The organism is Allobosea sp. P1_A7 (genome assembly GCF_056406775.1).
Genome location: NZ_JBFTZN010000090.1, coordinates 23,304 through 43,053 on the forward strand (window position 1 = coordinate 23,304; position 19,750 = coordinate 43,053).

20 protein-coding genes and 1 pseudogene are annotated in these 19,750 nt (G+C 63.8%); 6 read left to right on the forward strand and 15 right to left on the reverse strand.

Annotation, left to right across the window (positions count from 1 at the left end; genetic code table 11):
• Positions 1-4: 4 nt before the first annotated feature.
• Both AC1D34_RS17260 and AC1D34_RS17265 read right to left on the reverse strand, forming a co-directional pair.
• The gene (locus tag AC1D34_RS17260) at positions 5-892 is read right to left on the reverse strand and encodes a branched-chain amino acid ABC transporter permease (RefSeq protein ID WP_441508052.1); all 888 of its coding nucleotides are present in this window, start codon (positions 890-892) and stop codon (positions 5-7) included.
• 51 nt (positions 893-943) lie between these two features.
• Positions 944-1,438 (reverse strand): ABC transporter substrate-binding protein, encoded by a 495-nt coding sequence (locus AC1D34_RS17265; protein WP_476824822.1) that lies wholly within the window; start codon positions 1,436-1,438, stop codon positions 944-946.
• Between AC1D34_RS17265 and AC1D34_RS17270 the strand changes: the two are divergent.
• Positions 1,409-1,726: pseudogene (locus AC1D34_RS17270) on the forward strand (pirin-like C-terminal cupin domain-containing protein); the annotation flags it as partial. The gene AC1D34_RS17265 and the pseudogene AC1D34_RS17270 overlap by 30 nt on opposite strands.
• A gap of 44 nt (positions 1,727-1,770) precedes the next feature.
• On the opposite strand, the gene AC1D34_RS17275 reads toward AC1D34_RS17270, so the two are convergent.
• From AC1D34_RS17275 to AC1D34_RS17290, 4 genes are read right to left on the reverse strand one after another with little or no spacing between them, the layout of a single operon-like run.
• The gene (locus tag AC1D34_RS17275) at positions 1,771-2,049 is read right to left on the reverse strand and encodes a GNAT family N-acetyltransferase (RefSeq protein ID WP_476824823.1); all 279 of its coding nucleotides are present in this window, start codon (positions 2,047-2,049) and stop codon (positions 1,771-1,773) included.
• A gap of 54 nt (positions 2,050-2,103) precedes the next feature.
• Positions 2,104-2,568: a DoxX family protein gene (locus tag AC1D34_RS17280; RefSeq protein ID WP_476824824.1), complete on the reverse strand. Its 465-nt coding sequence runs from the start codon at positions 2,566-2,568 to the stop codon at positions 2,104-2,106.
• A 21-nt stretch (positions 2,569-2,589) separates the two neighbouring features.
• On the reverse strand, positions 2,590-4,167 hold the full coding sequence (locus tag AC1D34_RS17285) for a DHA2 family efflux MFS transporter permease subunit (RefSeq protein ID WP_441508065.1): 1,578 nt from the start codon (positions 4,165-4,167) through the stop codon (positions 2,590-2,592).
• Positions 4,168-4,192: 25 nt separating this feature from the next.
• Positions 4,193-5,341, reverse strand: a complete 1,149-nt coding sequence (locus tag AC1D34_RS17290; protein ID WP_441508066.1) for an HlyD family secretion protein — start codon at positions 5,339-5,341, stop codon at positions 4,193-4,195.
• Between the two features lie 364 nt (positions 5,342-5,705).
• Between AC1D34_RS17290 and AC1D34_RS17295 the strand changes: the two genes are divergently transcribed.
• A complete protein-coding gene (locus tag AC1D34_RS17295) occupies positions 5,706-6,671 on the forward strand; it encodes a LysR family transcriptional regulator (RefSeq protein ID WP_476775438.1) in 966 nt (321 codons plus the stop codon).
• Positions 6,672-6,833: 162 nt separating this feature from the next.
• On the opposite strand, the gene AC1D34_RS17300 is transcribed toward AC1D34_RS17295, so the two are convergent.
• From AC1D34_RS17300 to AC1D34_RS17335, 8 genes are all read right to left on the reverse strand, one after another.
• Positions 6,834-6,989 (reverse strand): hypothetical protein, encoded by a 156-nt coding sequence (locus AC1D34_RS17300; protein WP_441489968.1) that lies wholly within the window; start codon positions 6,987-6,989, stop codon positions 6,834-6,836.
• Between the two features lie 279 nt (positions 6,990-7,268).
• The gene (locus AC1D34_RS17305) at positions 7,269-8,504 is read right to left on the reverse strand and encodes an FtsX-like permease family protein (protein WP_441508068.1); all 1,236 of its coding nucleotides are present in this window, start codon (positions 8,502-8,504) and stop codon (positions 7,269-7,271) included.
• On the reverse strand, positions 8,501-9,163 hold the full coding sequence (locus tag AC1D34_RS17310; protein WP_441508069.1) for an ABC transporter ATP-binding protein: 663 nt from the start codon (positions 9,161-9,163) through the stop codon (positions 8,501-8,503). Before AC1D34_RS17310 ends, AC1D34_RS17305 begins: the two co-directional genes overlap by 4 nt.
• 34 nt (positions 9,164-9,197) lie before the next feature.
• Positions 9,198-9,662 carry a hypothetical protein gene (locus AC1D34_RS17315; RefSeq protein ID WP_441508070.1) on the reverse strand — a complete coding sequence of 155 codons (465 nt, stop codon included), beginning with the start codon at positions 9,660-9,662 and terminating at the stop codon, positions 9,198-9,200.
• A gap of 44 nt (positions 9,663-9,706) precedes the next feature.
• On the reverse strand, positions 9,707-10,513 hold the full coding sequence (locus AC1D34_RS17320; protein ID WP_476824825.1) for an alkaline phosphatase: 807 nt from the start codon (positions 10,511-10,513) through the stop codon (positions 9,707-9,709).
• Positions 10,510-11,349 (reverse strand): alkaline phosphatase, encoded by an 840-nt coding sequence (locus tag AC1D34_RS17325; protein ID WP_476824826.1) that lies wholly within the window; start codon positions 11,347-11,349, stop codon positions 10,510-10,512. Before AC1D34_RS17325 ends, AC1D34_RS17320 begins: the two co-directional genes overlap by 4 nt.
• 320 nt (positions 11,350-11,669) lie before the next feature.
• Complete coding sequence (locus AC1D34_RS17330; RefSeq protein ID WP_476824831.1) at positions 11,670-12,533, reverse strand: SDR family NAD(P)-dependent oxidoreductase; 864 nt, start codon at positions 12,531-12,533, stop codon at positions 11,670-11,672.
• Positions 12,455-12,667 (reverse strand): hypothetical protein, encoded by a 213-nt coding sequence (locus AC1D34_RS17335; RefSeq protein WP_476824832.1) that lies wholly within the window; start codon positions 12,665-12,667, stop codon positions 12,455-12,457. The genes AC1D34_RS17330 and AC1D34_RS17335 overlap by 79 nt, the downstream gene beginning before the upstream one ends.
• Positions 12,668-13,286: 619 nt before the next feature.
• On the opposite strand from AC1D34_RS17335, the gene AC1D34_RS17340 reads away from it, so the two are divergent.
• From AC1D34_RS17340 to AC1D34_RS17355, 4 genes are read left to right on the forward strand one after another with little or no spacing between them, the layout of a single operon-like run.
• Positions 13,287-13,655, forward strand: coding sequence for a hypothetical protein (locus tag AC1D34_RS17340; RefSeq protein WP_441505377.1), 369 nt, complete (start codon positions 13,287-13,289; stop codon positions 13,653-13,655).
• On the forward strand, positions 13,652-16,144 hold the full coding sequence (locus AC1D34_RS17345) for an Hsp70 family protein (protein ID WP_476824827.1): 2,493 nt from the start codon (positions 13,652-13,654) through the stop codon (positions 16,142-16,144). Before AC1D34_RS17340 ends, AC1D34_RS17345 begins: the two co-directional genes overlap by 4 nt.
• Before the next feature lies 1 nt (position 16,145).
• Positions 16,146-17,543, forward strand: coding sequence for an ATP-binding protein (locus AC1D34_RS17350; protein WP_476824828.1), 1,398 nt, complete (start codon positions 16,146-16,148; stop codon positions 17,541-17,543).
• A 9-nt stretch (positions 17,544-17,552) separates the two neighbouring features.
• Entirely contained in the window at positions 17,553-18,161 is a 609-nt protein-coding gene (locus AC1D34_RS17355; RefSeq protein WP_476769024.1) for a hypothetical protein, read from the forward strand.
• On the opposite strand, the gene AC1D34_RS17360 is transcribed toward AC1D34_RS17355, so the two are convergent.
• Positions 18,162-19,547: a hypothetical protein gene (locus tag AC1D34_RS17360; protein WP_476824829.1), complete on the reverse strand. Its 1,386-nt coding sequence runs from the start codon at positions 19,545-19,547 to the stop codon at positions 18,162-18,164.
• Between the last annotated feature and the right edge of the window lie 203 nt (positions 19,548-19,750).

Here is a 19,750-nt window from a genome sequence, read left to right on the forward strand (position 1 = left end):
GGCGCTAGCCTCCGATCCGCCCGACACGGCCGAGCAGGCCGTTCGGCATGACGATCATGATGACGATCATCATCGCGAGCGCGATCACGTCCTTGTAGCCGGAGGGAAAGCCGACGACGGCGAGGGATTCGAGCAGCCCAAGCGTGACGCCGCCCAGCACCGCTCCGAGCGGGTTGCTCAGTCCTCCAAGGATGGCGGCTGCGAAGCCCTTGAGGGTCAGGGCGATGCCCATGTGGTAGTTCACCGCAACCAGGGGAGCGACAAGGATGCCCGCGATCGCGCCGACGGTGCCGCCGAGCAGGAAGGTCAGAGAGCGCATCCGGCGAACATTGATGCCGTTCGTGGCGGCGCCGTCGGGATCCATGGACGCCGCCATCATCGACAGCCCGAGCAGCGTCCTGCCGTAGAAGAGGCGCAGACCGACGACCACGATGATCGCCGTACCGATCAGCCAGAGAGCCTGGATCTGCAGGAAGGCATCGAGGATCTCGATGACGCCTTCTTCGCCCCAGCTCGGCAGGAGATAGGAGTTGCGGCCTGCGAGATAGAGCACTGCGGCAGACAGCGTGACCGCCAGGCCGATGGTGAGCAGCAAGAAGCTTTCCTCGCCCGCGCGCTGGCGCATCATCGGCTGCACGAACAGGCGATCAATGATGACACCGACGGCCGCACCGGAGATGACGCCCAGAAGGATCGACAAGCCATAGGGCAGGCCGACGGGCTCCAGTGCGAAGACGGTGACCATCGCGCCGATCACGGCGAATTCGCCCTGCATCGCGTTGATGATCTGGGTGCCCTTGAAGATCACGGCGAGGCCTATGCCGATCAGCGCATAGACGAAGCCGTTGGTGATCCCGGACAGGATCGCCTGCATGACGAGACTGGCTGACATGATGAGAGGTCCGGTAGGGAAGGCAGGCGCTCGGCACCTGCTCCTCCACGGTCACTTGGCGGCGGAGTAGTCGAGGCGCGTGAACTTGCCCTTGACCAGCTTCGAGTAGTTGAAGCTGGCGAGCGTCAGCCCGCCCATATCCGGGGCAGAAAAGTCGAATTTCGCCATGACGCCCTGGTAGGGACGGCGCATTGCGCTGCAGAGGGCTTCGTTCGTGGCATCGGGCCCGGCTGTCTTGAGCGCCTGCGCCAGCGACATCACGGCATCCCAGCCCGCGGCCTCGAAATGCTTCGGCAGCCGGCCGTGTTCCTTCTGGAACAGGTCCACGAACTCGCGCTGATGTGGCAGCGGGTCTTCGGCGATCAGGAACTCGGCGTGGATGATGTTGTCGGCCGCATCGCCCATGGCCTTGACGTAGTCATAGGTCGCGGTGCCGTGGACGGAGATGATCGGCGCCGTGAGCCTCACCTGCCGCGCATTGCGGAAGGGCATCGGAGACGTTGATATGACGATGACGGCATGAGCGTTCCGCTCGACGCCGATCATGAGGAGCGTGCGATCTATGTCGTCAGCGGCGAGATCGATATCGCGGGCGACCTGTTCGAAGGCCCGCGCCTGTTGATCTTCAAGCCGGGCGACCGGATCACGGTCCGCGCGACCCAGCCGACGACAATGATGTTCCTGGGTGGCGCTGCGCTCGAAGGTCCCCGTTACATCTGGTGGAACTTCGTGTCATCGAGCAAGGAGCGCATCGAGCAGGCCAAGGAAGATTGGAAGCAGGGGCGTTTCGGGCATGTGCCCGATGAGAGCGAATTCGTTCCTCTTCCGGAATAGCCAGGCAGTTCGCAGCGGGCGCGCGGGCGGTTCCCAGCCTGCTTTCAGCCGTCGATGATATCGTCATATTCGGGATGCCTGCTGGCCCAACCCGCCATGAAGGAGCAGCGGAGGACGATCTTTCGCCCACTGGCACGGATGAGATCGAAGGTCCCCTTCGCCAGCCTGGAGCCGATGCCCTGACCTGAAAGCTCCTGCGGTACTTCCGTGTGGGTCAGCACGACACGGTTTGCGTCGAGCCGATAATAGGCCAGGGCCAAGCCTCCATCGACCGCCAGTTCGAAGCGGTTCAGGTCCGGGCGGTCGGTGACGATGCCATCCATGGCTTTCTTCCCTCCTTGTCGGTTCACGCAAGTTCGAGGCTGCTCCCTTCCCGGTCACCGGGAACGGAGCAATCCGAACAGGCTGCGGATTTGACGATGTCCGCCTCCCATTGCCAAGGCGAGGAGAAGCCCCCCGAACAGGCCGGCATTCTGGAGAAAGATCACGCTCTGGGGCAGGGGGATCGGGCCCGTATCATTCCAGGGGGCATGAGCAACCACGGTCGCCATCGCGGTAAATCCCGCGAGCAGTCCCGCACCGATCCAACTCGTCCGTGGCCAGACCAGCAGGGCTGATCCGCCCAGCTGCGTCACGATGACGGCGGCCGCCATGAGGGTCGGTAGCGGCAATCCATTATGGGCCATTTCCTGTACTGCGCCGCCAAAGTCGAACAGCTTGCTGAGACCCCTGAAGACGAAGCCTCCGGCCAGCAGCATGCGGGCGAGCAGATATCCGGAATGATGTGTCTCGACCTCGGGCGAAGCCCGGTCGCTGGACGAAGTCGGCACTCGAATAGACATGGGTGTTCTCTCCCTGGGGGATTACAAGAGCTTTCCGGGCAGCATGGTCTTGCGGAAGCCAAATGCGATCAGGATCGATGCGAGCATCAGGATGCCGAGCAGCAGGAACGCGTCGCGATAGGCCAGGACGAAGGCTTCCCGTTGCAGCGTGCGGGCGATGAGGGCGGTAGCTGCCCGCGTCGCTTCGATCTCGGGCAGGCGCGACGAGAACATCTGCGACAGCGTCTCGATCCGCTGCGTGGCCTGGATGCTTGCGGTCGTGACATGCTGGCCGAGCAGGTTCGAATGCACCTGTTCCTGAACCCGGACGAAGGTGCCAACGGCGGCCACGCCAACCGCCGAGCCGACCGTGCGCAGGATGTGAACAAGCGATGCGATCCAGGGAATTTCGCGCAGCGAGATGTCTTCGGTGATCAGGACCATGATCGGAATGGCCAGGAATGGCGCGGCGCTCGACTGCACGACAAGGGGAACGAGAACCTGGCTCGCGTTCCACTGGCTGGTCAGGCCTGCCATCATCAGGAGGCCGACGCCCTGCAGCGCGGCGCCGAAGACAAGCAGGCGGCGCGGATCGACCCTGTAGCAGAGGCTGGCGACGAGCGGCATAAGGAGCAGCTGCGGCAAGGCGGAGGCCAGGAACACGCTGCCGCTCTCGAGCGCCCTGTAGCCCTGCACCCGGGCGAAATATTGCGGCAGCACGAGAGCTGATGACATCACCGCGATGCGCGTCAGGAACATCATGAACAGGCCGAGCCCGGTGTTGCGCCGCCAGAGCAGGCGGGGATCGACCAGCGGATCGTGATGCAGGAGCGCGTGGACCAGGGCGCCGCCGAGGAGAAGCGTGGCCGAGGCCGCCAGTCCGGTAATAAGCCCCGAGGCGAACCAGTCGAGGCGGTTTCCCTGATCAAGCGCAGTGACAAGAGCCGCCAGCCCGAGTGAAAGCGCGATCAGGCTGAAACCGTCAGGCCTTCGAAAGCGCATGTACTTGATCGGATCGCGGGTCAGGCCATAGGACCCGGCGAACAGCGTCAATGTTCCCGGCAGCACGTTCAGCCAGAACAGGTACTGCCAGGTGAAGTGGTCCATCACCCAAGCTTCGATCGACACCGAGAGGCTCGGTGTGAAGGCTGAGATCAACGCATAGAAGGAGAGGCCATACAGGCGCATGGGCTGAGGCAGATGACGCATCGTCACCGCATAGGCCATCGGGATCAGGACGCCGGCACTGAGCCCGCGCAAGGCCTGGAACATCAGCAGGACAGTGAGTGACGGGCTGAACGGCGCGGCCAACGAGAAGAGCGTGAAGAGCAGGGAACCGAGGAGCACGCCGCGGGCCGGGGACAGGATCCCGCGTAGCCAGACCGCGGCTGGGATAGCGGCAACCTCCGCCGTAATGTAGGCGGTCGTGATCCAGGAGCCTTCATCGGCTCCGATCCCGAGCGCGCCCCGAATGTCGGCGAGGCCGATTTCAGTCAAGCGCGCATTCACGAGTGCGGTGAACGTGCCGAGCAAGACCGCCGCGACACCGACCAGTGCGCGCAGGCTCGGTGCGGCCGCGATTGGACGCGCAGGGGCTGCGGGATGGATTGCGGTCGCCATGATCGAGCCTCCCGAGGTTGCGGGTTCAGCGTTGAGCCTGTTCCGGCGCCAACCGGTCGGTGTGGATCGTCGTGACGACCGACATTCCGGGACGCAGCAGCCCCTCCAGTTCCGGAGTGGAGTCGAGCGCGATCCGAACTCCGATACGCTGGGCGACCTTGGTGAAATTGCCGGTTGCGTTATCCGCCGGCAGCAAGCTGAACTCCGCGCCGCTGGCGGGCGACAGACGCTCGACGCGGCCGGTCAGGGCGCGGCCAGGGAAGGCATCGATCGTCACGCTGACGGCTTGGCCTGGCCGGACCTGCGAAAGCTGGGTTTCCTTGTAATTGGCCACGACATGCACCCGTGGCAGCGGCACGATCGAGATGAGCTGCGACCCTGTGCGGACATATTGCCCTTCGCGGACCGAACTCGCGTTGGTGATGCCGTCGATCGGGGCAGAGATCCGCGTGTAGCCGAGATCGACGCGCGCAAGGTCGAGAGCCGCGCGCCGGCTTTGCAGTTCGGCTCGAGCCTGCTGATCCTGGGTTCCAAGCACCGCGAGCTGTTGCCGCTGAACTGCGATTTCAGCCCGCTTCTCCAATAGTCGCGCATCGAAGCGCTTCGTATCGGCTACGGCGAGTTCGAGCCGCTGTGCCGTCGTCCAGCCGTCGCGTGTCAACGCCTCCTGCCGACCGCGTTCCTGAACGGCACGGTCGCGATCAGCCAGGATGGCCGCGATGCCGGCTTCTGTCTGAGCGATGACATAATGCTGCAGCTCGGTCCGGCTTTCGGTATTGCGCAAGGCGGCATCGGCTGCTGCGACGCCGGCTTCTGCCTGTCTGACGCGCGCCGCGTGTTCCGTGTCTTCGATCTCGAACAGTGCGTCACCCGCCTTTACCGGCTGAAAGTCCGCGACCACGACCCGGGTGACCCGGCCCCCGGTTTGCACGCTGACCGGAACGGTGTCGGCTCGAAGATAAGCGTTGTCGGTCGTCTGGTCGGTAAGCCCCGCGATCCAGTGTCCCCATCCCAGCGGGATGACGATGGCAAGCCCGACGCCTCCCACCAGCACGGAGGTGCGGGCGAGGTTGATCAGCGCGCGGCGCGGCTTTCTCTTGTGCTGTGCCGGTTGTTCGCTTGTCTTTGCGGCGGGGCCTTCTGCCGGGCGAAGGCGGGCGACTGCAGCGCTCATGTCGATGTTCCTCACCGGCCAATCTGATCTGCCGGGTGCGGCCCGAATATGGGATCTCAGGGCTTATGATTGAAATGAAACTATGCCATTTGAAGAATGAGTGCTGCTCATATGGCTTCCCCTCGATGAGAGCGGGGCACCTCGTGAGACGAAGGGAGCTGCGGAGCGCTTCGGCTGCCGGCTGTGGTCGCAAGGCAGGCGGCCAGGCTGTCTGGCGAAGGGACGAAGATGAAACCTGCCATTCACAAGCTGCGTGCCGAGGCGGTTTCCCCTGGCGAGCTCGGTTCCGGGGGCAGCTGGCGGTCCGGTCGCGAAGGAGCGCGAGCAAGAGCTCCCCGGTTCTCAATTGGATAAAGCTCGGCCAATGAGCATCCTTCACAAGCTTGATTTGAATCTCATCCGCGTCTTCGATGCGGTCATGGAAGAGCGAGGCGCCTCCCGCGCCGCTGCTCGCCTGGGTTTGACCCAATCAGCCGTCAGTCATTCCCTGAACAAGCTGCGGCGGATCCTCGACGACGAATTGTTCGTACGCGGCCCCGGCAGAATGCACCCGACGCCGCGCGCTGAAGAGTTGGCACAGCCGATCAAGAGCGCACTTCGTCAGATCGAGGCGGCGTTTCACGGGCCTGTATTCGAACCGGGCTCATCTGAGACGCGCTTCGTCATTGCTACATCCGACTATGTCATCGGCGCCCTGATGCCGCCCGTTCTTTCAAAACTGGGACGGATCGGGCCTGGCCTGCGGTTCTGGCTGCGCCCGTTCAATGATCTCAACCTCGTGGAAGAACTCGATCGCGGAACCCTGCATCTCGTCATTGGAGCGTTCGGGCGCGTCCCGTCCCGCCTTGTCATGGAGCCTCTTTTCACAGGACCGAATGTCTGGGTCATGCGGAGAGGGCATCCTGCTGCGACCGGCACCTTTGGTGTGGAGGAACTGGCGGAATTCCCGCATCTCGACATTCTCATCGCCGGCCAAGGCGCAATGACTGCGGGCGGAACAATCGACCAGGAGGGCCTCGAACGGGCCTATGTCAGCAGCAATCCGCTCCAGCTCGAAGCGCTGATGGCGGAGCGTGGCCTGACACGCAAGGTCGGGGCGGTTGTGTCTCATATTCTCACGGTGCCCCCGATTATCGCTGCCACCGACATGATTGCGTTCGTCCCCAAGCAATTGGCGGAGCAGAATCCGGGGCTTGAATTCCGTGATCCGCCCTATCCAAGCCCGGCGCTTCAGATCTCGATGCTGTCCCACCGCACGATGGGAGCACACCCATCGGTTGCCTGGTTGCGGCAGGAATTGGTCCGGGAGCTTGCGAGCCTGTCGGGCTAGGCGTGCTCCGAACGCAATGATCCTGCGGGCCATGCGTGCGTTCGGGGCCTGTGCCGGGCGGCACAGGGGCAGGGGGCAGTCCTCTCCAAGACCGGCGGCCAATCTCCTCGGAAGGGTGAGTTCATTGCCGCGATGGCCCGGGCACAACATGCAGTGTCGTCCCTAGACGTCACTTCCACCCCGTTTCAATTCCCAGGTCAGTATCGCCAGTGCGAGCCGTTCGAGCTCGAGGTCCGTCATCGGATTATGGGCGGCTGCGGCGTGGATCTCACCGGCACGCGCACAAGCACGCAGGTAATCGGCCTCCGAATTCAGCACGATTGGGCGCCGGCCAGGGAACTCGGGAGCGCGGTTTCGGCGGCGCTCTGGTCGTTCGTCACGCATTCCTGATCATCGCGTTTTTGACCGCCATCGATCGCCATCCTCGAATGCCATCATGGTGCGGCGAGAGGTTAGGCTCATCGCTGCCGATGACAACCCTGCGTTGCGATCGTTGGATGGTTTCGTTAATCAAGCACTAACCGCTGGGAATGGCACCATGAACAGCCGCGGCCGTTCGACCTTGACCTTCGCCAGCAAAGCGGGAGCCGCCACGCTTCAGTCGCGCAGTCCCGACGCGATCGGGTTGGCGAACGAGGCGATCGCCGGCAGCAGGCTGAGAACGGTGCCGACGACGAACAGCAGGGCGATCTGCAGGAATTCAGGCTTGTCCAGTGCGATCGTGAGGCGAAGGCCGGTCTGCGCCTCGATCAGGCCTGACAGGACGCCGGCAGCAGCACCACCGAGCAACAGCCCGGCGATACAGCCGAGCGCCATCAGCAGGGCCATGCCGAGCCAGATCACGAGCAGGACGTAGAGCCGGGATGCGCCCATGGCACGCAATACGGCGTAGCGCCGCCGCCGCAGCCCGGTCACCGCAATCAGCAGCAGAAGGATCGAGGCCAGCACCAGCGTCGCATTCAGCGTGGAAGCGAAGACAAGCACACCACGCGCGTCGCCGAGCGAGCGATAGATCCCGACCAGGACTTCGGCGGGAAAGAACGCCATCGTCCCGCCCTGGCGATACTGGCTGCGCAGGGCATAKGCCCCGGCCACGCTGCGCGGCTTGACGACGATCGCGGGCACGCCGGGCACAGGCACGCCATCGAAGGGCGGCCCGATCGTCTCGGTGCCTGCGGCGTGTCCATTGCCGAGCCCGTGAACCTCCCAGACGCTCTCGATCGGTACCAGGATCGCGCGGTCCCAGGGCGATCCGAGCGGCGGCAGGCGGCCGACGATGGTGTAGTCGTGGCCGGCATGGCGGTGTCCGGCCTCGTCCTCATCCTCCTCGCCCGCTTTATGAGTCTGGCCGGCAACACCATGCGACGGCGTGATGCTCTCGCCGAGCCGATAGTCGACATCGGCGCCGATCAAGGCTTCGCGTTCCCTGGCGAAGAGGCGCCCCTCGCTCGGTGTGACGCGGCCCCAGCGCGTGGCAAAGGCCGCGGTCGTGCCGATGATCGGATAGCCACGTGTGACGTCGCCGAAGGCGATCGGCGCGAAGGCGGCGACACGCTCGTCCCGGGCCAGCGACTGCAGGACGCTTCCCTCCATCAGCGGGATCGCGTCGAGCTGCAGATAGACCGTCGACATCAGCAACTGGGTCTGGCTGCCGGGCGCACCGATGAGGAGGGCGAAGTCATCCGCCGCGGCGGCCGAACTCTGCCGCAGCGCCCGCTCCTGCGCGCCGATCGCCACGCCGACTGCAACCGCCAGCGCTATCAGGACGACAATCGCGGCCGCCGTCCAACGCAGGGCGCGAAGATCGGCGAGGATCATTGCGAAGGGGTTCATGCGGCCTGCTTCGCAATCGGAGACGCGGCCTTGATGTCGAGCCGATGCTTCATCCGCGCCAGGAGCGCGGCATCATGCGTGGCGCAAATCAAGGTGGCGCCGGCCTCAACGGCCGCATCGACCAGCAAGGCGCCCACCTCATCGGCATGGGCCGCATCCAGACTGGCCGTGGGTTCGTCGGCGAGGATCATGGCAGGCTGCCGGCAGACCGCGCGGGCAATCGCAACCCGCTGCTGCTCGCCACGTGAAAGTACTCCTGTCCGGCGGCGCAGATCAGTGAGACCCATGCGCGCGGCGACGGTCTTGGCATGCTCCCGCTCGGCCGGGCCAACCCTCCAGGATGAGAAGGTCGTGGGCAGCGTGATGTTGCCAAGGATGTCGAGTTCCGGGATCAGGTGGAAATCCTGGAAGACGGAGCCGAGCGTCGAGAGACGCCAGCGGTCGCGATTGCCGGGCGACAGGGAGGAGATCTCCGTCTCGCCCCATGAGACCCTGCCTGTGCTCGGCACGATCAGCCCGGCAATCAGGTGCAGAAGCGAGGTCTTGCCGGAGCCTGAGGGGCCGCGCAAACCGATATGAGCGCCGGAAGGCACTGTGAGTTCGGGAACGTCCAGCACGCGGAAAGGGCGCCCGTCGCCGCCGCGATGGTCGAGTGTCACRTTTGAAAGCCGCAATGTCCGAGCGGCGGATCGCTCAGGCGAGTGTGAAGCGGGCATCGACGAGTCTGATCTGGCTGACGAAGCCGGTTTCCTGATCCGTGGCCGAGCCTATCTCCAGCCGACCCGACACGACGACCTTGCGACCGGCGCTGACCATTGGCGTGATCTCCTTCATGAAGACGACGACGATGTCGACTGGCCAGTCGGCATCCGATTGGCAGAACGGGCAGATCGCCAGCGGCTCGCGCGTGAGCACGAAGAAGTGGCTTTCCGGCTTCAGCGGAGGCGCCATGTAGCCGGTCAGGCGTACCTCTTGTCCGCGCAGGGCCGTGACGCGGTCCGAAAACTGGAAGCCGAGCACGCCGAAGGATCTGTAGAGGCCGTCGAAGGCGATCGTGGCCGGCTCCGCCGCTCGGACATCCCTGCAAAGCAGGGCCACCGCGAGACCCGTGAGGGTCACGCGGCGGGTGGTCAGCATCTCATGGCGTTGCCGTTGCATCGCTCGTCCCTGTCGGCGGATGGCCGGCCTACTTGCCGCCTTACTTACTTGCCGCCCAGCGCCAGTGCTTCCGCCATGACGCGGAAGACATAGGTGTTGGGCTTATGGCCGCGGAACTTCTCGGCGCCCGGGCCCATCGCAGTCAGGATCACGTCGTCGGCGGAGTGGACGCCGCTATTGGCGTCGAAGGGCAGGTTGCCTGTCCGGCGCGCGGCCAGCGGGCCGGTGCRGTCCTTCTCGTTCGCGATATTGGTCTTGCCATCCGGGCCCTTGACCGCCGGCACGCGTTCGCCGGTCATGTCCGGGCGGCCGGTGTCGCAGGTGTCGGGATAGCTGCCATAGACCACTGCGAGGCGGCGCGAGGTGTCGACCTTGGTGGGGTAGCCGTCCACGTCGAGCGGGCCGTAGTTCGGCGGCACGGAGTCGGCGTAGACGCCGAGCTTGTCGCGCAGGAGCTGGCCCGGACGGTCGTCGTCATAGGTGCCGATGATCGAGATCGGATGGGCGTGATCGGGCACCACGATGATCAGGGTGTCGTTGCGGTCGCCGGCGAAGTCCTTCGCCACCGCCACCGCGTTGTCGAGCATGATCGTATCGAACACCGAACGCTCCCAGTCGAGCGAATGGCTGTACTTGTCGATGCGGGCCGACTCGACCATCAGGAAGAAACCGTCCTCGTTGCCCTTGAGCATGTCGAGCGCAGCCTTGGTTTGCTCTACCACGTCCGGCTGGTCGGGGAACTTCGAAACCGTGCCCTTCTTGGTCAGCCGCAGATCGAACGCGCCGTCGATGTTACCGGTGTTGTAGAGGCCGAGCAGCTTTTTCGAGCCGGCCGCGACAGCCGCGTTCATTTCCGTCTTGGTGGTCGCGAGCGTGTAGCCCGCCTCCTTGAACGGAACATCTTGACGATGTCGTTGAAATCCGAGCGGCGGCGGGTGTGGGCCACCATCGAAGCCGGGGTCGCGTCCTCGATTTCCGAGTTGGTGACGACGCCGATCGCCATCTTGCCGCGACGCTTGATCACCTCGGCGATGGTCTCGACCTTGGGATGGTCGAGCGTCAGGGCGTTCTTGGCGCAGTAGACGCCGAGTGCGTTGACGCAGGATTTATGGCCGGTGGTGTAGGCATGGGCGGCATTGGCGCTGTCGGTCACGATCGAGTCCGTGCCCGAGGTCGAGATCAGCGCCATGTTGGACATGTCGTCCATGGCGAGCTCGCCATTGTAGCGACCTTCGTCCCAGCCCTTGGAGAGAATGCGGGCCGCGGTGCGGTTGGCGACCGACATGCCGTCACCGATGAAGAGGATGACGTTCTTGGCGCGGCGCGGCTGGGTGGTGGCGAAGACCTCCCATTTGACCGTCGCCTTGTTGGTTCCCTGCTTCGCCTCGACGGTATAATTGCCCGCCGGAAGCGTCGCGCCACGCAGCCACAGCGCCGAATGCTTCTGGCCTTCCTCGTTCTGCATGAAGGTCGTGGCCTTGCCGAAGATTTCGGCGGCCGGCTTGCCGTTGATCGTRACCGCGACATCGGCCGAGGTCGGCGCGTTCGGGAACTCGACCTTGAAGTCGAAGCGCGAGCCCTCGAGGATTTCGGCACGGTTGATGGGATAGATCGTCTGCGCGGCGACAGGGGCCGCAGCGAAGGCGCTGCCAATTGCTACCGCATGCCAAAGCGTTCTCAGTTGCATCCCCAACCTCCGATAATCCGTGATCCCTTGGATGGGGTGAGCTAGTTGCAGCCGCACATGACAGGATGGCGACAGCCCTGCATGTTGTTGAATACCATCCGACCACGCCTGCCCCAACATCAACAGGGCATCCAGGGACGGCCTGCCCGACCGATGCGCGGTTGCACCATTCCGAAGACGGGCGACCTCGACGCCCGCGTCCCGGGCATGAGCGACGCGAGGGCGCGTCCCGAGCCGCCAGCGCGTGCCCCGATGGCCGGCCCGTGTGAGATTGCCAGGGGCCGATCGTGGCTCGACCTCAGGAGGCGCTGCGGTTTCGCCTAGCAGGCGAAGGACAACCTGGCGCCGCCGGATGCTTCGATGGACTGTCCGGTTACCCAGCGGAATTCGTCCGAGAGCACGGCTGCGATCACGGCGCCCACATCGCTGGCCTCTCCGAGACGCCCCAACCCCGTCTTCTCGACGATGGACTGAATGATCTCCGGATAGCGATCGAACGCATCGTCGCCGATCCGGGTCCTGGTGGCGCCCGGCGCAACGGCGTTCACGCGGATGCCGCGGCGGCCGAACTCCTTGGCCATGTAGCGGGTGAGTACGGTCAGGCCGCCCTTCATCGATGCATAGGCGGAATAGCCCGGCTCCATGCCGCTCTGCAGGGTCGAATTGCTCGTCACATTGACGATGGCACCGCCGTCAGCAAGCACTGGAAGCAGAGCCTGGGTCAGAAAATAGGGTCCCTTGAACAGCACCCGCATGAAGGAGTCGAAGAGCTCCTCGCTGGTGTCCTCGAACAGGGCCATCTGTCCGAAGCCCGCATTGTTGACGAGGTAGTCGAAGGAGCCTGCGTTCCATTCGCGCTGCAGCATTGCCGTTGCCTCATCCCGGAACGCCGCGAAGCTGTCGCTGCGCCCGACATCCAGGTGCAAGGGAACCGCCTTGGCGCCCCTTTGCCTCGCTGCCTCGACCACATCGCGCACGCGATCCTGGCGCTGCTGACGCCGACCGCGCGTCGTGGCGCGGTCGGCGTCAGTCGGCGTTCCGGCGCAACGGCCGGTTTGGCACGCCGCAGGGATCGAAGCTCTTCCTTCCCAGGTGAGGGATCGGCTCAGGCCTTGATCGTCGTCGACTCCTGGCTGGTCCGGCCGAACAGGTCCCGCGCCCCGACGCGATAATGCCCCTCTGATTGGGTCGCATGCAGGTAAACGCTCGACAGCAACCCGACCGGGTTGATGACCTGCCACGGCCCGTTTTCCGTCGCGCTCCAGAGCACGTCGAAGAGCTGCGCGCCGCCATGCGCCGCCGRCTCCCAGAACAGCACCGTGTTGCTGCGGCCGTTGAGGCCGCCGAAACGGCGCCTTCAGCCCTGTCGGCGCCTGAGGCACCTCGCCATCGCGCCGCACCAGGGCGACGAGCGCGGCCGAAGGCAGGGGCATGTCGAGCGGCAGCGTGCAGCTCGTCTGTGCCCCGCCAATCTGGAGATGCTCGATCGTCAGAGCTGGCTCCTGGGCGAGTCGCATCGCCTCCAACTCGACCGGGTTCGCCGGCCRCAACGCGCAGCAACGGATCATCATCGAGTCCGATGTGATGCTCCGCGCCACGACGCCGTCTGACTGCTAGAGGCAAGTTCCTCGCACGAGTCACCGTCATTTTTGCCGGTGCTGGCGTTCTCGCACGGGGCGCACGGATCAGGGCGAGGCCTGACGCTGCTGAAATGCAGCCGCTTGCAGGTATTCAGCCTTCCGACTCTGTCCGTGCTCGGGGAAGGCCAATCTCGCCATGCGGCCCATGCGCCGAGCAAGTGCGCCTCATCGGTTTGCGAAGGGGAAGAGCGTGAGCAAGCCATTGCAGTCGAATACGAATCTCATACAATTCTAGCGTGTGGCTATTTCCGGCTGCGCCGGTCATGCCAAGAGCCGTCTTACCCTACGGAAATGTCGATGGATCCCGATCAGGCGGCCAACAGGGCCGAGGACGCGCTTCTTGAGCTCGCACTTGAAAGTTGGCGTTTCCAGAAGCTCTTCGGGCGAGCGTTGTCCAAGCTGGACCCACTGGAAGCAACACGGTTCACGAACCAGCATCGATATTTCCTCGGAAAGGTCGAAAGCTGCCTGGGAGCATCGGGAATGCGCCTGGTGAACCTCGAAGGCCAGCAATTCGACACCGGGACCGCCGCCACGCCCCTCAATATTGCCGATTTTGGACCAGACGACACCTTGGTCGTCGCGGAAACGATCGATCCGATCGTGATGAATTCTGCCGGCCTGCTGCGCATGGGCACGGTCATGCTCAAGAAGGTTGGAAGATGAGCCACTACGTCGGCATTGATCTGGGCACCACCAACAGCGCAATCTGCTCCTATGACGGGGAGACCGTCCAGCTCTACAAGAGCCCCGAGCAGAACGACGTGACGCCGTCGGCGATCGCGATCGACCGGCGCGGCAACCGCTATATCGGGCAGCGGGCCTACGAGAACGCACCGCGAAATCCGGACAGCACTGCCATGCTGTTCAAGCGGCACATAGGTACCTCGACGCCAATCCGCTTGCCCTCCGTGGGCATTACCATGACACCCGAGGAATGCTCTTCCGAGATCCTTCGCACGCTGTTTGGCTATCTGCCGGAGCAGATCCGCAACGACGAGACCGTGGCCACCGTGATCACCGTGCCGGCGGCGTTCAACCAGATGCAGAAGGACGCCACGATCGAGGCTGCGCGCGCGGCGGGGCTCGGCAAGGTGGCCCTGATGCAGGAGCCCGTTGCGGCGGTGATGAGCGTCATGCGCAGTCGCCAGGGCGATGGGATCTTCCTGATCTACGACCTTGGCGGGGGAACCCTGGACATCGCCATCGCCCAGAGCATTGGCGGCCGCGTGAGCCTTCTCGGCCAGGGCGGCATCCAGATGTGCGGAGGACGGGATTTCGATCGCATGATCGTCGACAACCTCGTCATGCCCTGGCTTCAGCAGACCTTTGCGTTGCCCGAGGGGTTCTCGTCCCTGCCCGAATACAAGCTGCTGCGTCGTGTCGCGGAGCGGGCGGTGGAGAAGGCGAAGATCGAGCTTTCCAGCCGGGACAATGCGGTGATCGGGGCACAAGAGACGGAATGCGGATGCAAGGACCTGGCGGGTACCGAGATCTATCTCGACGTCWACATCACCCGGGATCAGCTGGGTGGGCTGATCGAGGGCAAGGTCAAGGAATCCGTCCAGGCGGCGCGTGACACGATCGAGCACGCAGGTCTCACTCCACACGACATCGAAGGTATCGTCTTCGTCGGCGGTCCGACCCAATACAAGCCGCTGCGCGAGCGCGTCGCGTTCGAGCTTGGCATCGCGCCGTCAACGGACGTGAATCCGATGACGGCGGTTGCCACTGGCGCCGCCATCTTCGCCGAGGCCATCGACTGGAGCGCGCATAGCCGGGGCCGCAAGAGTTCCAGGGGGAGCGTGAGCGTCGGGTCGACACTGGACCTGACGGTGAATTACGCCGCACGAACTCCGGATCAGAAAGCGAAGATCGCGCTGAAGCTCGGATCACCCGCGGCCCCGGGCTCGTCCTTTCAGGTCGACAGTCTCGACACCGGGTGGTCTTCGGGCCGCGCCGAGATCAAGAACGGCACTGTCATCGAGGTGCCCCTTTCGAAGCGGGGCGAGAATACTTTCAAGATGTTCGTCTTCGATCCTGCCGGAGGGCCACTCTCCTTGGCGCAGGATCGCATCGTCATCACGCAGACGGCCGCTACCATCGACGCCATCCCTGCCTCCCACTCGATCGGCGTCGAGGTCCTGGATACCGTTGGCGACATCGCCAGGCTTCATTACCTGGTGAAGGCCGGAGACCAGCTGCCGGCTCGTGGTGTCCAGCCATTCAAGGCTGCTGAGGCACTTCGCGCGGGAGCCTCCGGGTCATTGAAATTCAAGCTCTGGGAGGGGGATATCGATCATCCCGTCTCGGACAATACGTTCATCGGCCTGTTCGAGATTACCGGCAATGACTTCGTCGATGGCGTCATCCCTGCGGGGGCGCCGCTCATCCTCACCTACGAGATCGGCGATGGAGGGAACATCGACCTGAAAGTCGAGATTCCGGCGATCGGTGGGTCGTTCCAGAGCGACAAGAACTTCTATTCCCGCGCTTCCGGAATGATCGACTACAGCAGTGCCGCGAGGCGCATCCTGGACGAGGCGTCGCAAGCGGCCGAACAGCTTGCGGAGGTCTCTGCCAAGGTCGACGACCCGGCGCTCTCCGAAGCGCGCGAGAGGCTGGAGCTGGCGGCTTCGATCAGTGAACAGGAGAGCGATCCCGAAGTCGCCAAGCAGGCCTCCGACAACGTCCAGAGGGCGAAGAGCCTGCTGGCCTCCGCTCGAAAGGCGAATTTCCGCGTCATTCGCCGCATGGAGTTGGATCAGGTCGTTGCGTTCTTCCACGACATGAGGGCCTTGGCAAAGCCGGCGGAGGTCAGCTCCTTCGAGGCCTTGCAGGCAGCCACGGAGCGTCTGATCGGTACGCCCGGCCATGGGTTCGAGGCCAATCTCCAGGAACTCCGCCGCAAGATCGGCACGATCCTTCGCCGCCAGGACTGGTTCATCGTGGACCGCTTCAAGGACTACGCCTCCGCGCCCCATCTCTTCACCGATCCGAAGATGTTCGAGCATCTCGTTGCCGAGGGGGAGCGCGCCATTGCGGCAGGCGATATCGAGGGATTACGGGCGGCGTTTCACGGCCTCGGTGGCATCCGGATCGTTTCCGCGGAGGCCGACGATCTGATCGCGATGACCAATATCGTGACCGCCTGACATGTCCAAGGATCCCTGGCTTCCGATCGGTTTCCAAATCGCGCGCGGCGTAGGCGCTGGCCGCGTGATGCATTCCGGGCCGGGCTGGCAGATCGTCAAGGCGGATGGCGGCGGTCTTGTGCTGCTGATACGCGGCACGCTGCTTCACAGGTGGTTTCAGGATCGGCTGCTCGACGAGGCCGAGGTGTTGAAGGTCACGTTCGGCGAGAATCGGATGGGCGCGATCCTGAGCGAGCGATCGTTCGCGCTCGCGCCCCTGGATCGATGTGCTTCGCCGCGGGACAAGGTGGAGGCACTGTCCTTTGCCGCCGCTATGCGGCAGACGCGCGCTCGCTACCGCGATGGCTCGTTGGAGCGCGCGCTCTATGTGGAGAAGCTGTCGCGGATACTCCCGACCCATGCCGAAGATGCCCTCGCGGGCGACGCGCTCGTTCTGGGTTCGTGGCTGACCGGCGGCTTGCGCGTCTCGGTCGATCCCATGTCCAATGTGCAAAACCTGCTCTCTTGGATGTCGGTCGATCAACTCGCCGATGTGATCCGCGCAGCAGGATTGGAGCCCACCGGCGCCATGTTGATCCCGCGTGCGGAGGCTGAAGCCGCTGAATTCGCCCGAACCGCGGCTGCGAAGGCGAGCGATGGCCGCCTCCGCCTGCCGGGAAGGACGGCGCTCGAGGATTTCTTCAACGACCACGTCGTCGACATCGTCCAAAATCGGTCGCATTACACTGCGCTCGGCATCGGCAACCCCGGCGCGATCGTCCTGGAGGGCCCGCCAGGTTGCGGGAAGACCGTGGCTGTCGAGCGACTGATCGCCCATCTTGGCTGGCCCCATTTCGCCGTGGATGCGAGCAGCGTGGCCAGCCCATACATCCACGAGACCAGCCGGAAGGTGGGGCAGTTGTTCGAGGCCGCGATTGCCGCGGCTCCATCCCTGGTGGTCATCGACGAAATGGATGCGCTCCTGTCCGAGCGCGACGCGGGCGGCGGGCAACATAGGGTAGAAGAGATCGCCGAATTCCTGAGAGCGATCCCGGAAGCGATCAAGGCGGGCGTGCTGATTGTCGGGATGACCAACCGCGTCGACATGATCGATCCGGCGATCCTCCGTCGAGGACGCTTCGACCATGTCGTGAAGGTCGACCACGCTGATCAGACCGAGATGCTCGATTTGTTGCGGGCTCTTCTGGACGGCGTGCCGCTGGCGGATGGCGTGATTCTCGAAACCTATGCAATGCGCCTCGCCGGGCGGCCTCTCTCTGACACCGCCTTCGTCGTCCGTGAAGCTGCGCGACTTGCGGCTCGCGCCCGTATGAGCACCATCGACGATGCATCCTTCTCGAAGGCCGTTGATGCGCTCCCGCAAAGCGGGGCGCCCAAGCCACGCGTCGGCTTTGTCTAGGAGGGGGCGGTGAGTGACATCGACGAAAAGGTGCCTCGAGGGTTCGCGGGATTGACGGCGCTTGCCTCCACGATCTCCGCCGCGCCGACGATCGCGTTGCCGCCAGCTTCCAGCGCGCGCCCCTCTGATCCCGAGGCCCGCTCTCATCAGGGGCGTCGTTCGACTGGTCCTGGATTCTGGACCGGAAGCCGGAAGACGTGGGCGCTCGTCATAGCCGGCATCTGTGTCCTGGCATACCTAAGTGCAAGACCGCAGTCATCGAGCTATGTGCCTCCCTATACGGGTGGTTCGACAACGTCGGCCCTTCCACGAGCAACGCCGCTCCGTAGTTCAGAGTCGATGAAGATCCCGTCTGTCGGTCAGGGTTTGACGTTCTCAGTCGCAGAGATAAGGTATTGCCTTGCGGAGGTGATCAGGCTTGATCATATTGAAGCGATTTCTGACCTAAAGCGCGAGGTGCATATTCGGAATTTGAACTTGCGGATCAATGACTATAATTCTCGTTGTACACGCTATCGCCATCGCGCGTCCGATATGACAATTGCCAAGTCGGACGTTGAAGCGATGCGCGCCGCACTACGATCTGAAGCCGCTGAGCAGATGCTTGCCTGGCGCTGATCAGTTGAAGATCTCGGAAATCCTGTCCGTGCCTGTCTTGAAGAAGGTGCGGATAAGATGTTCCAAGACAGGTACGTTATCGTCGCTCTGGTAGGAAAGGCGGACATAGACCTTCTTGTCGGCTCGCGAGCCCAGGACGAAATGCCCGTCCTCGGTCCAGATGTTGACTTGATGCCAGTCGAGCGCGACGGGCTCATTCGAGCCGAGTATTTTGTGACGTATCAATGTGACGCTGTCATCGCGCACGATGGCCTCACCGAAGCGCAGTGCCTCCCCAGACTGCAGCCTCCTGGCCGTTTCAAGTAGCAGTCGGAGGCCGACGGTCCGCCATATGCGATCGACGAGGTTCGCGTAGATATCGGCTTTGCGCGTGTTGATCGTGAAGGCCGATCGACCATCGCCCAGCATGATCGTATAGGCCGTGCCGGCCGGGAGTCCGCTGGCACCACCCCATCGCAGGCGCGTCACTGCTTCGAGGGTGATGTGATTGTTCTGCCAGGAGACGCCCGTGGACGAGATACTGACCTTGTCCTTGAACAGGGCTCCAATTCCGGCGCTATAGATGAGCCAGCGTTCGAACTCGGCACGGTCGGCTTCCGACTGCTTCTTTTCTTCCTCGGCCTCTTTGAGATAGGCGAGGTCCTGCGTTACTCGGTCGGTGACCGTGTCCAGAAGTCCGAAATGATCGTTCAGGAAGGCGGCGATGCGGGCGGGCGTGTCGACGAAGCCGTACTTATTGTGCAGTGCGATCGCGAGTTCGCGGATCGCGATGGCCAGGTTGTGGGTCGCCAGGTGGTCGATCCCGTTCGCCCTCGCCACGAGCTGGGCTGGCCCGACGATCTCGTTGAAGTTCGCGGCGACCTTCTTGATCTCGTCGATCACGGGGATGACGTGGGCTTCCCCATGGACTGCCACGGCATTGCCACGTGTCACGAGCCTCTCGACGGTTGAGGACTCGGCTTCGATCAACCCCCGCAGTCCAAACTCGTAGGACGCGACAATCTCCTGAATGAAGGCCGGGGCGTGCTCGCTGCCGTCCTTCGTGCCCTTCTGAACCACCATGTCCATGACCTTCACGAGGGTCCGACTCGGGAGCCGATCCAGAACGTCGTTGATGGCCTTTCGGTAATCCCGCTTTCGGGCCTCGAATTCCTCCAGGATGGCCCCCTCGTCGCGGACGGGAGGGAACCCGGCGACCGAGCGATCCTCGTTGATATCCCGCAATACGCCAGCCAGGTCGACGTCCTCCACCGCCAAGGCGAGACGATAGAAGATCGCGGCGGCTTCCTGTGGCGTCCTCGCCTCGGGCTTTGCCTGCGCAGATGCCGACAACAGGTTGGCGCGGGCAAGAGGAGGCAATTCCACCGTCGCTTCTAGCCCCGTCATGCTCGAGAGACCCTCGACGGCGGCAGTGGCCTTTCGCGGAGCGACGCCCGGAAGCCACCCCATTTCCGCAGCTAGGAGCCCGTCCGAGTAATCCTCTGGACGGGGTGGCTTCGGGATGATTCACTGGCTCATGGCCAAAGTGTTTCGCTCTTGGGATGTCGATCAGGGCTGGCTTTTGCCGCCTTCGCTGCATGAGTTCGTGC

Bases quoted from the DNA above. Each gene is read 5' to 3' on its own strand.
- AC1D34_RS17260 (WP_441508052.1), bottom strand. From the start codon at position 892: ATGTCAGCCAGTCTCGTCATGCAGGCGATCCTGTCCGGGATCACCAAC.
- AC1D34_RS17265 (WP_476824822.1), bottom strand. From the start codon at position 1,438: ATGATCGGCGTCGAGCGGAACGCTCATGCCGTCATCGTCATATCAACG.
- AC1D34_RS17275 (WP_476824823.1), bottom strand. From the start codon at position 2,049: ATGGATGGCATCGTCACCGACCGCCCGGACCTGAACCGCTTCGAACTG.
- AC1D34_RS17280 (WP_476824824.1), bottom strand. From the start codon at position 2,568: ATGTCTATTCGAGTGCCGACTTCGTCCAGCGACCGGGCTTCGCCCGAG.
- AC1D34_RS17285 (WP_441508065.1), bottom strand. From the start codon at position 4,167: ATGGCGACCGCAATCCATCCCGCAGCCCCTGCGCGTCCAATCGCGGCC.
- AC1D34_RS17290 (WP_441508066.1), bottom strand. From the start codon at position 5,341: ATGAGCGCTGCAGTCGCCCGCCTTCGCCCGGCAGAAGGCCCCGCCGCA.
- AC1D34_RS17295 (WP_476775438.1), top strand. From the start codon at position 5,706: ATGAGCATCCTTCACAAGCTTGATTTGAATCTCATCCGCGTCTTCGAT.
- AC1D34_RS17315 (WP_441508070.1), bottom strand. From the start codon at position 9,662: ATGCAACGGCAACGCCATGAGATGCTGACCACCCGCCGCGTGACCCTC.
- AC1D34_RS17340 (WP_441505377.1), top strand. From the start codon at position 13,287: ATGGATCCCGATCAGGCGGCCAACAGGGCCGAGGACGCGCTTCTTGAG.
- AC1D34_RS17350 (WP_476824828.1), top strand. From the start codon at position 16,146: ATGTCCAAGGATCCCTGGCTTCCGATCGGTTTCCAAATCGCGCGCGGC.
- AC1D34_RS17360 (WP_476824829.1), bottom strand. From the start codon at position 19,547: ATGACGGGGCTAGAAGCGACGGTGGAATTGCCTCCTCTTGCCCGCGCC.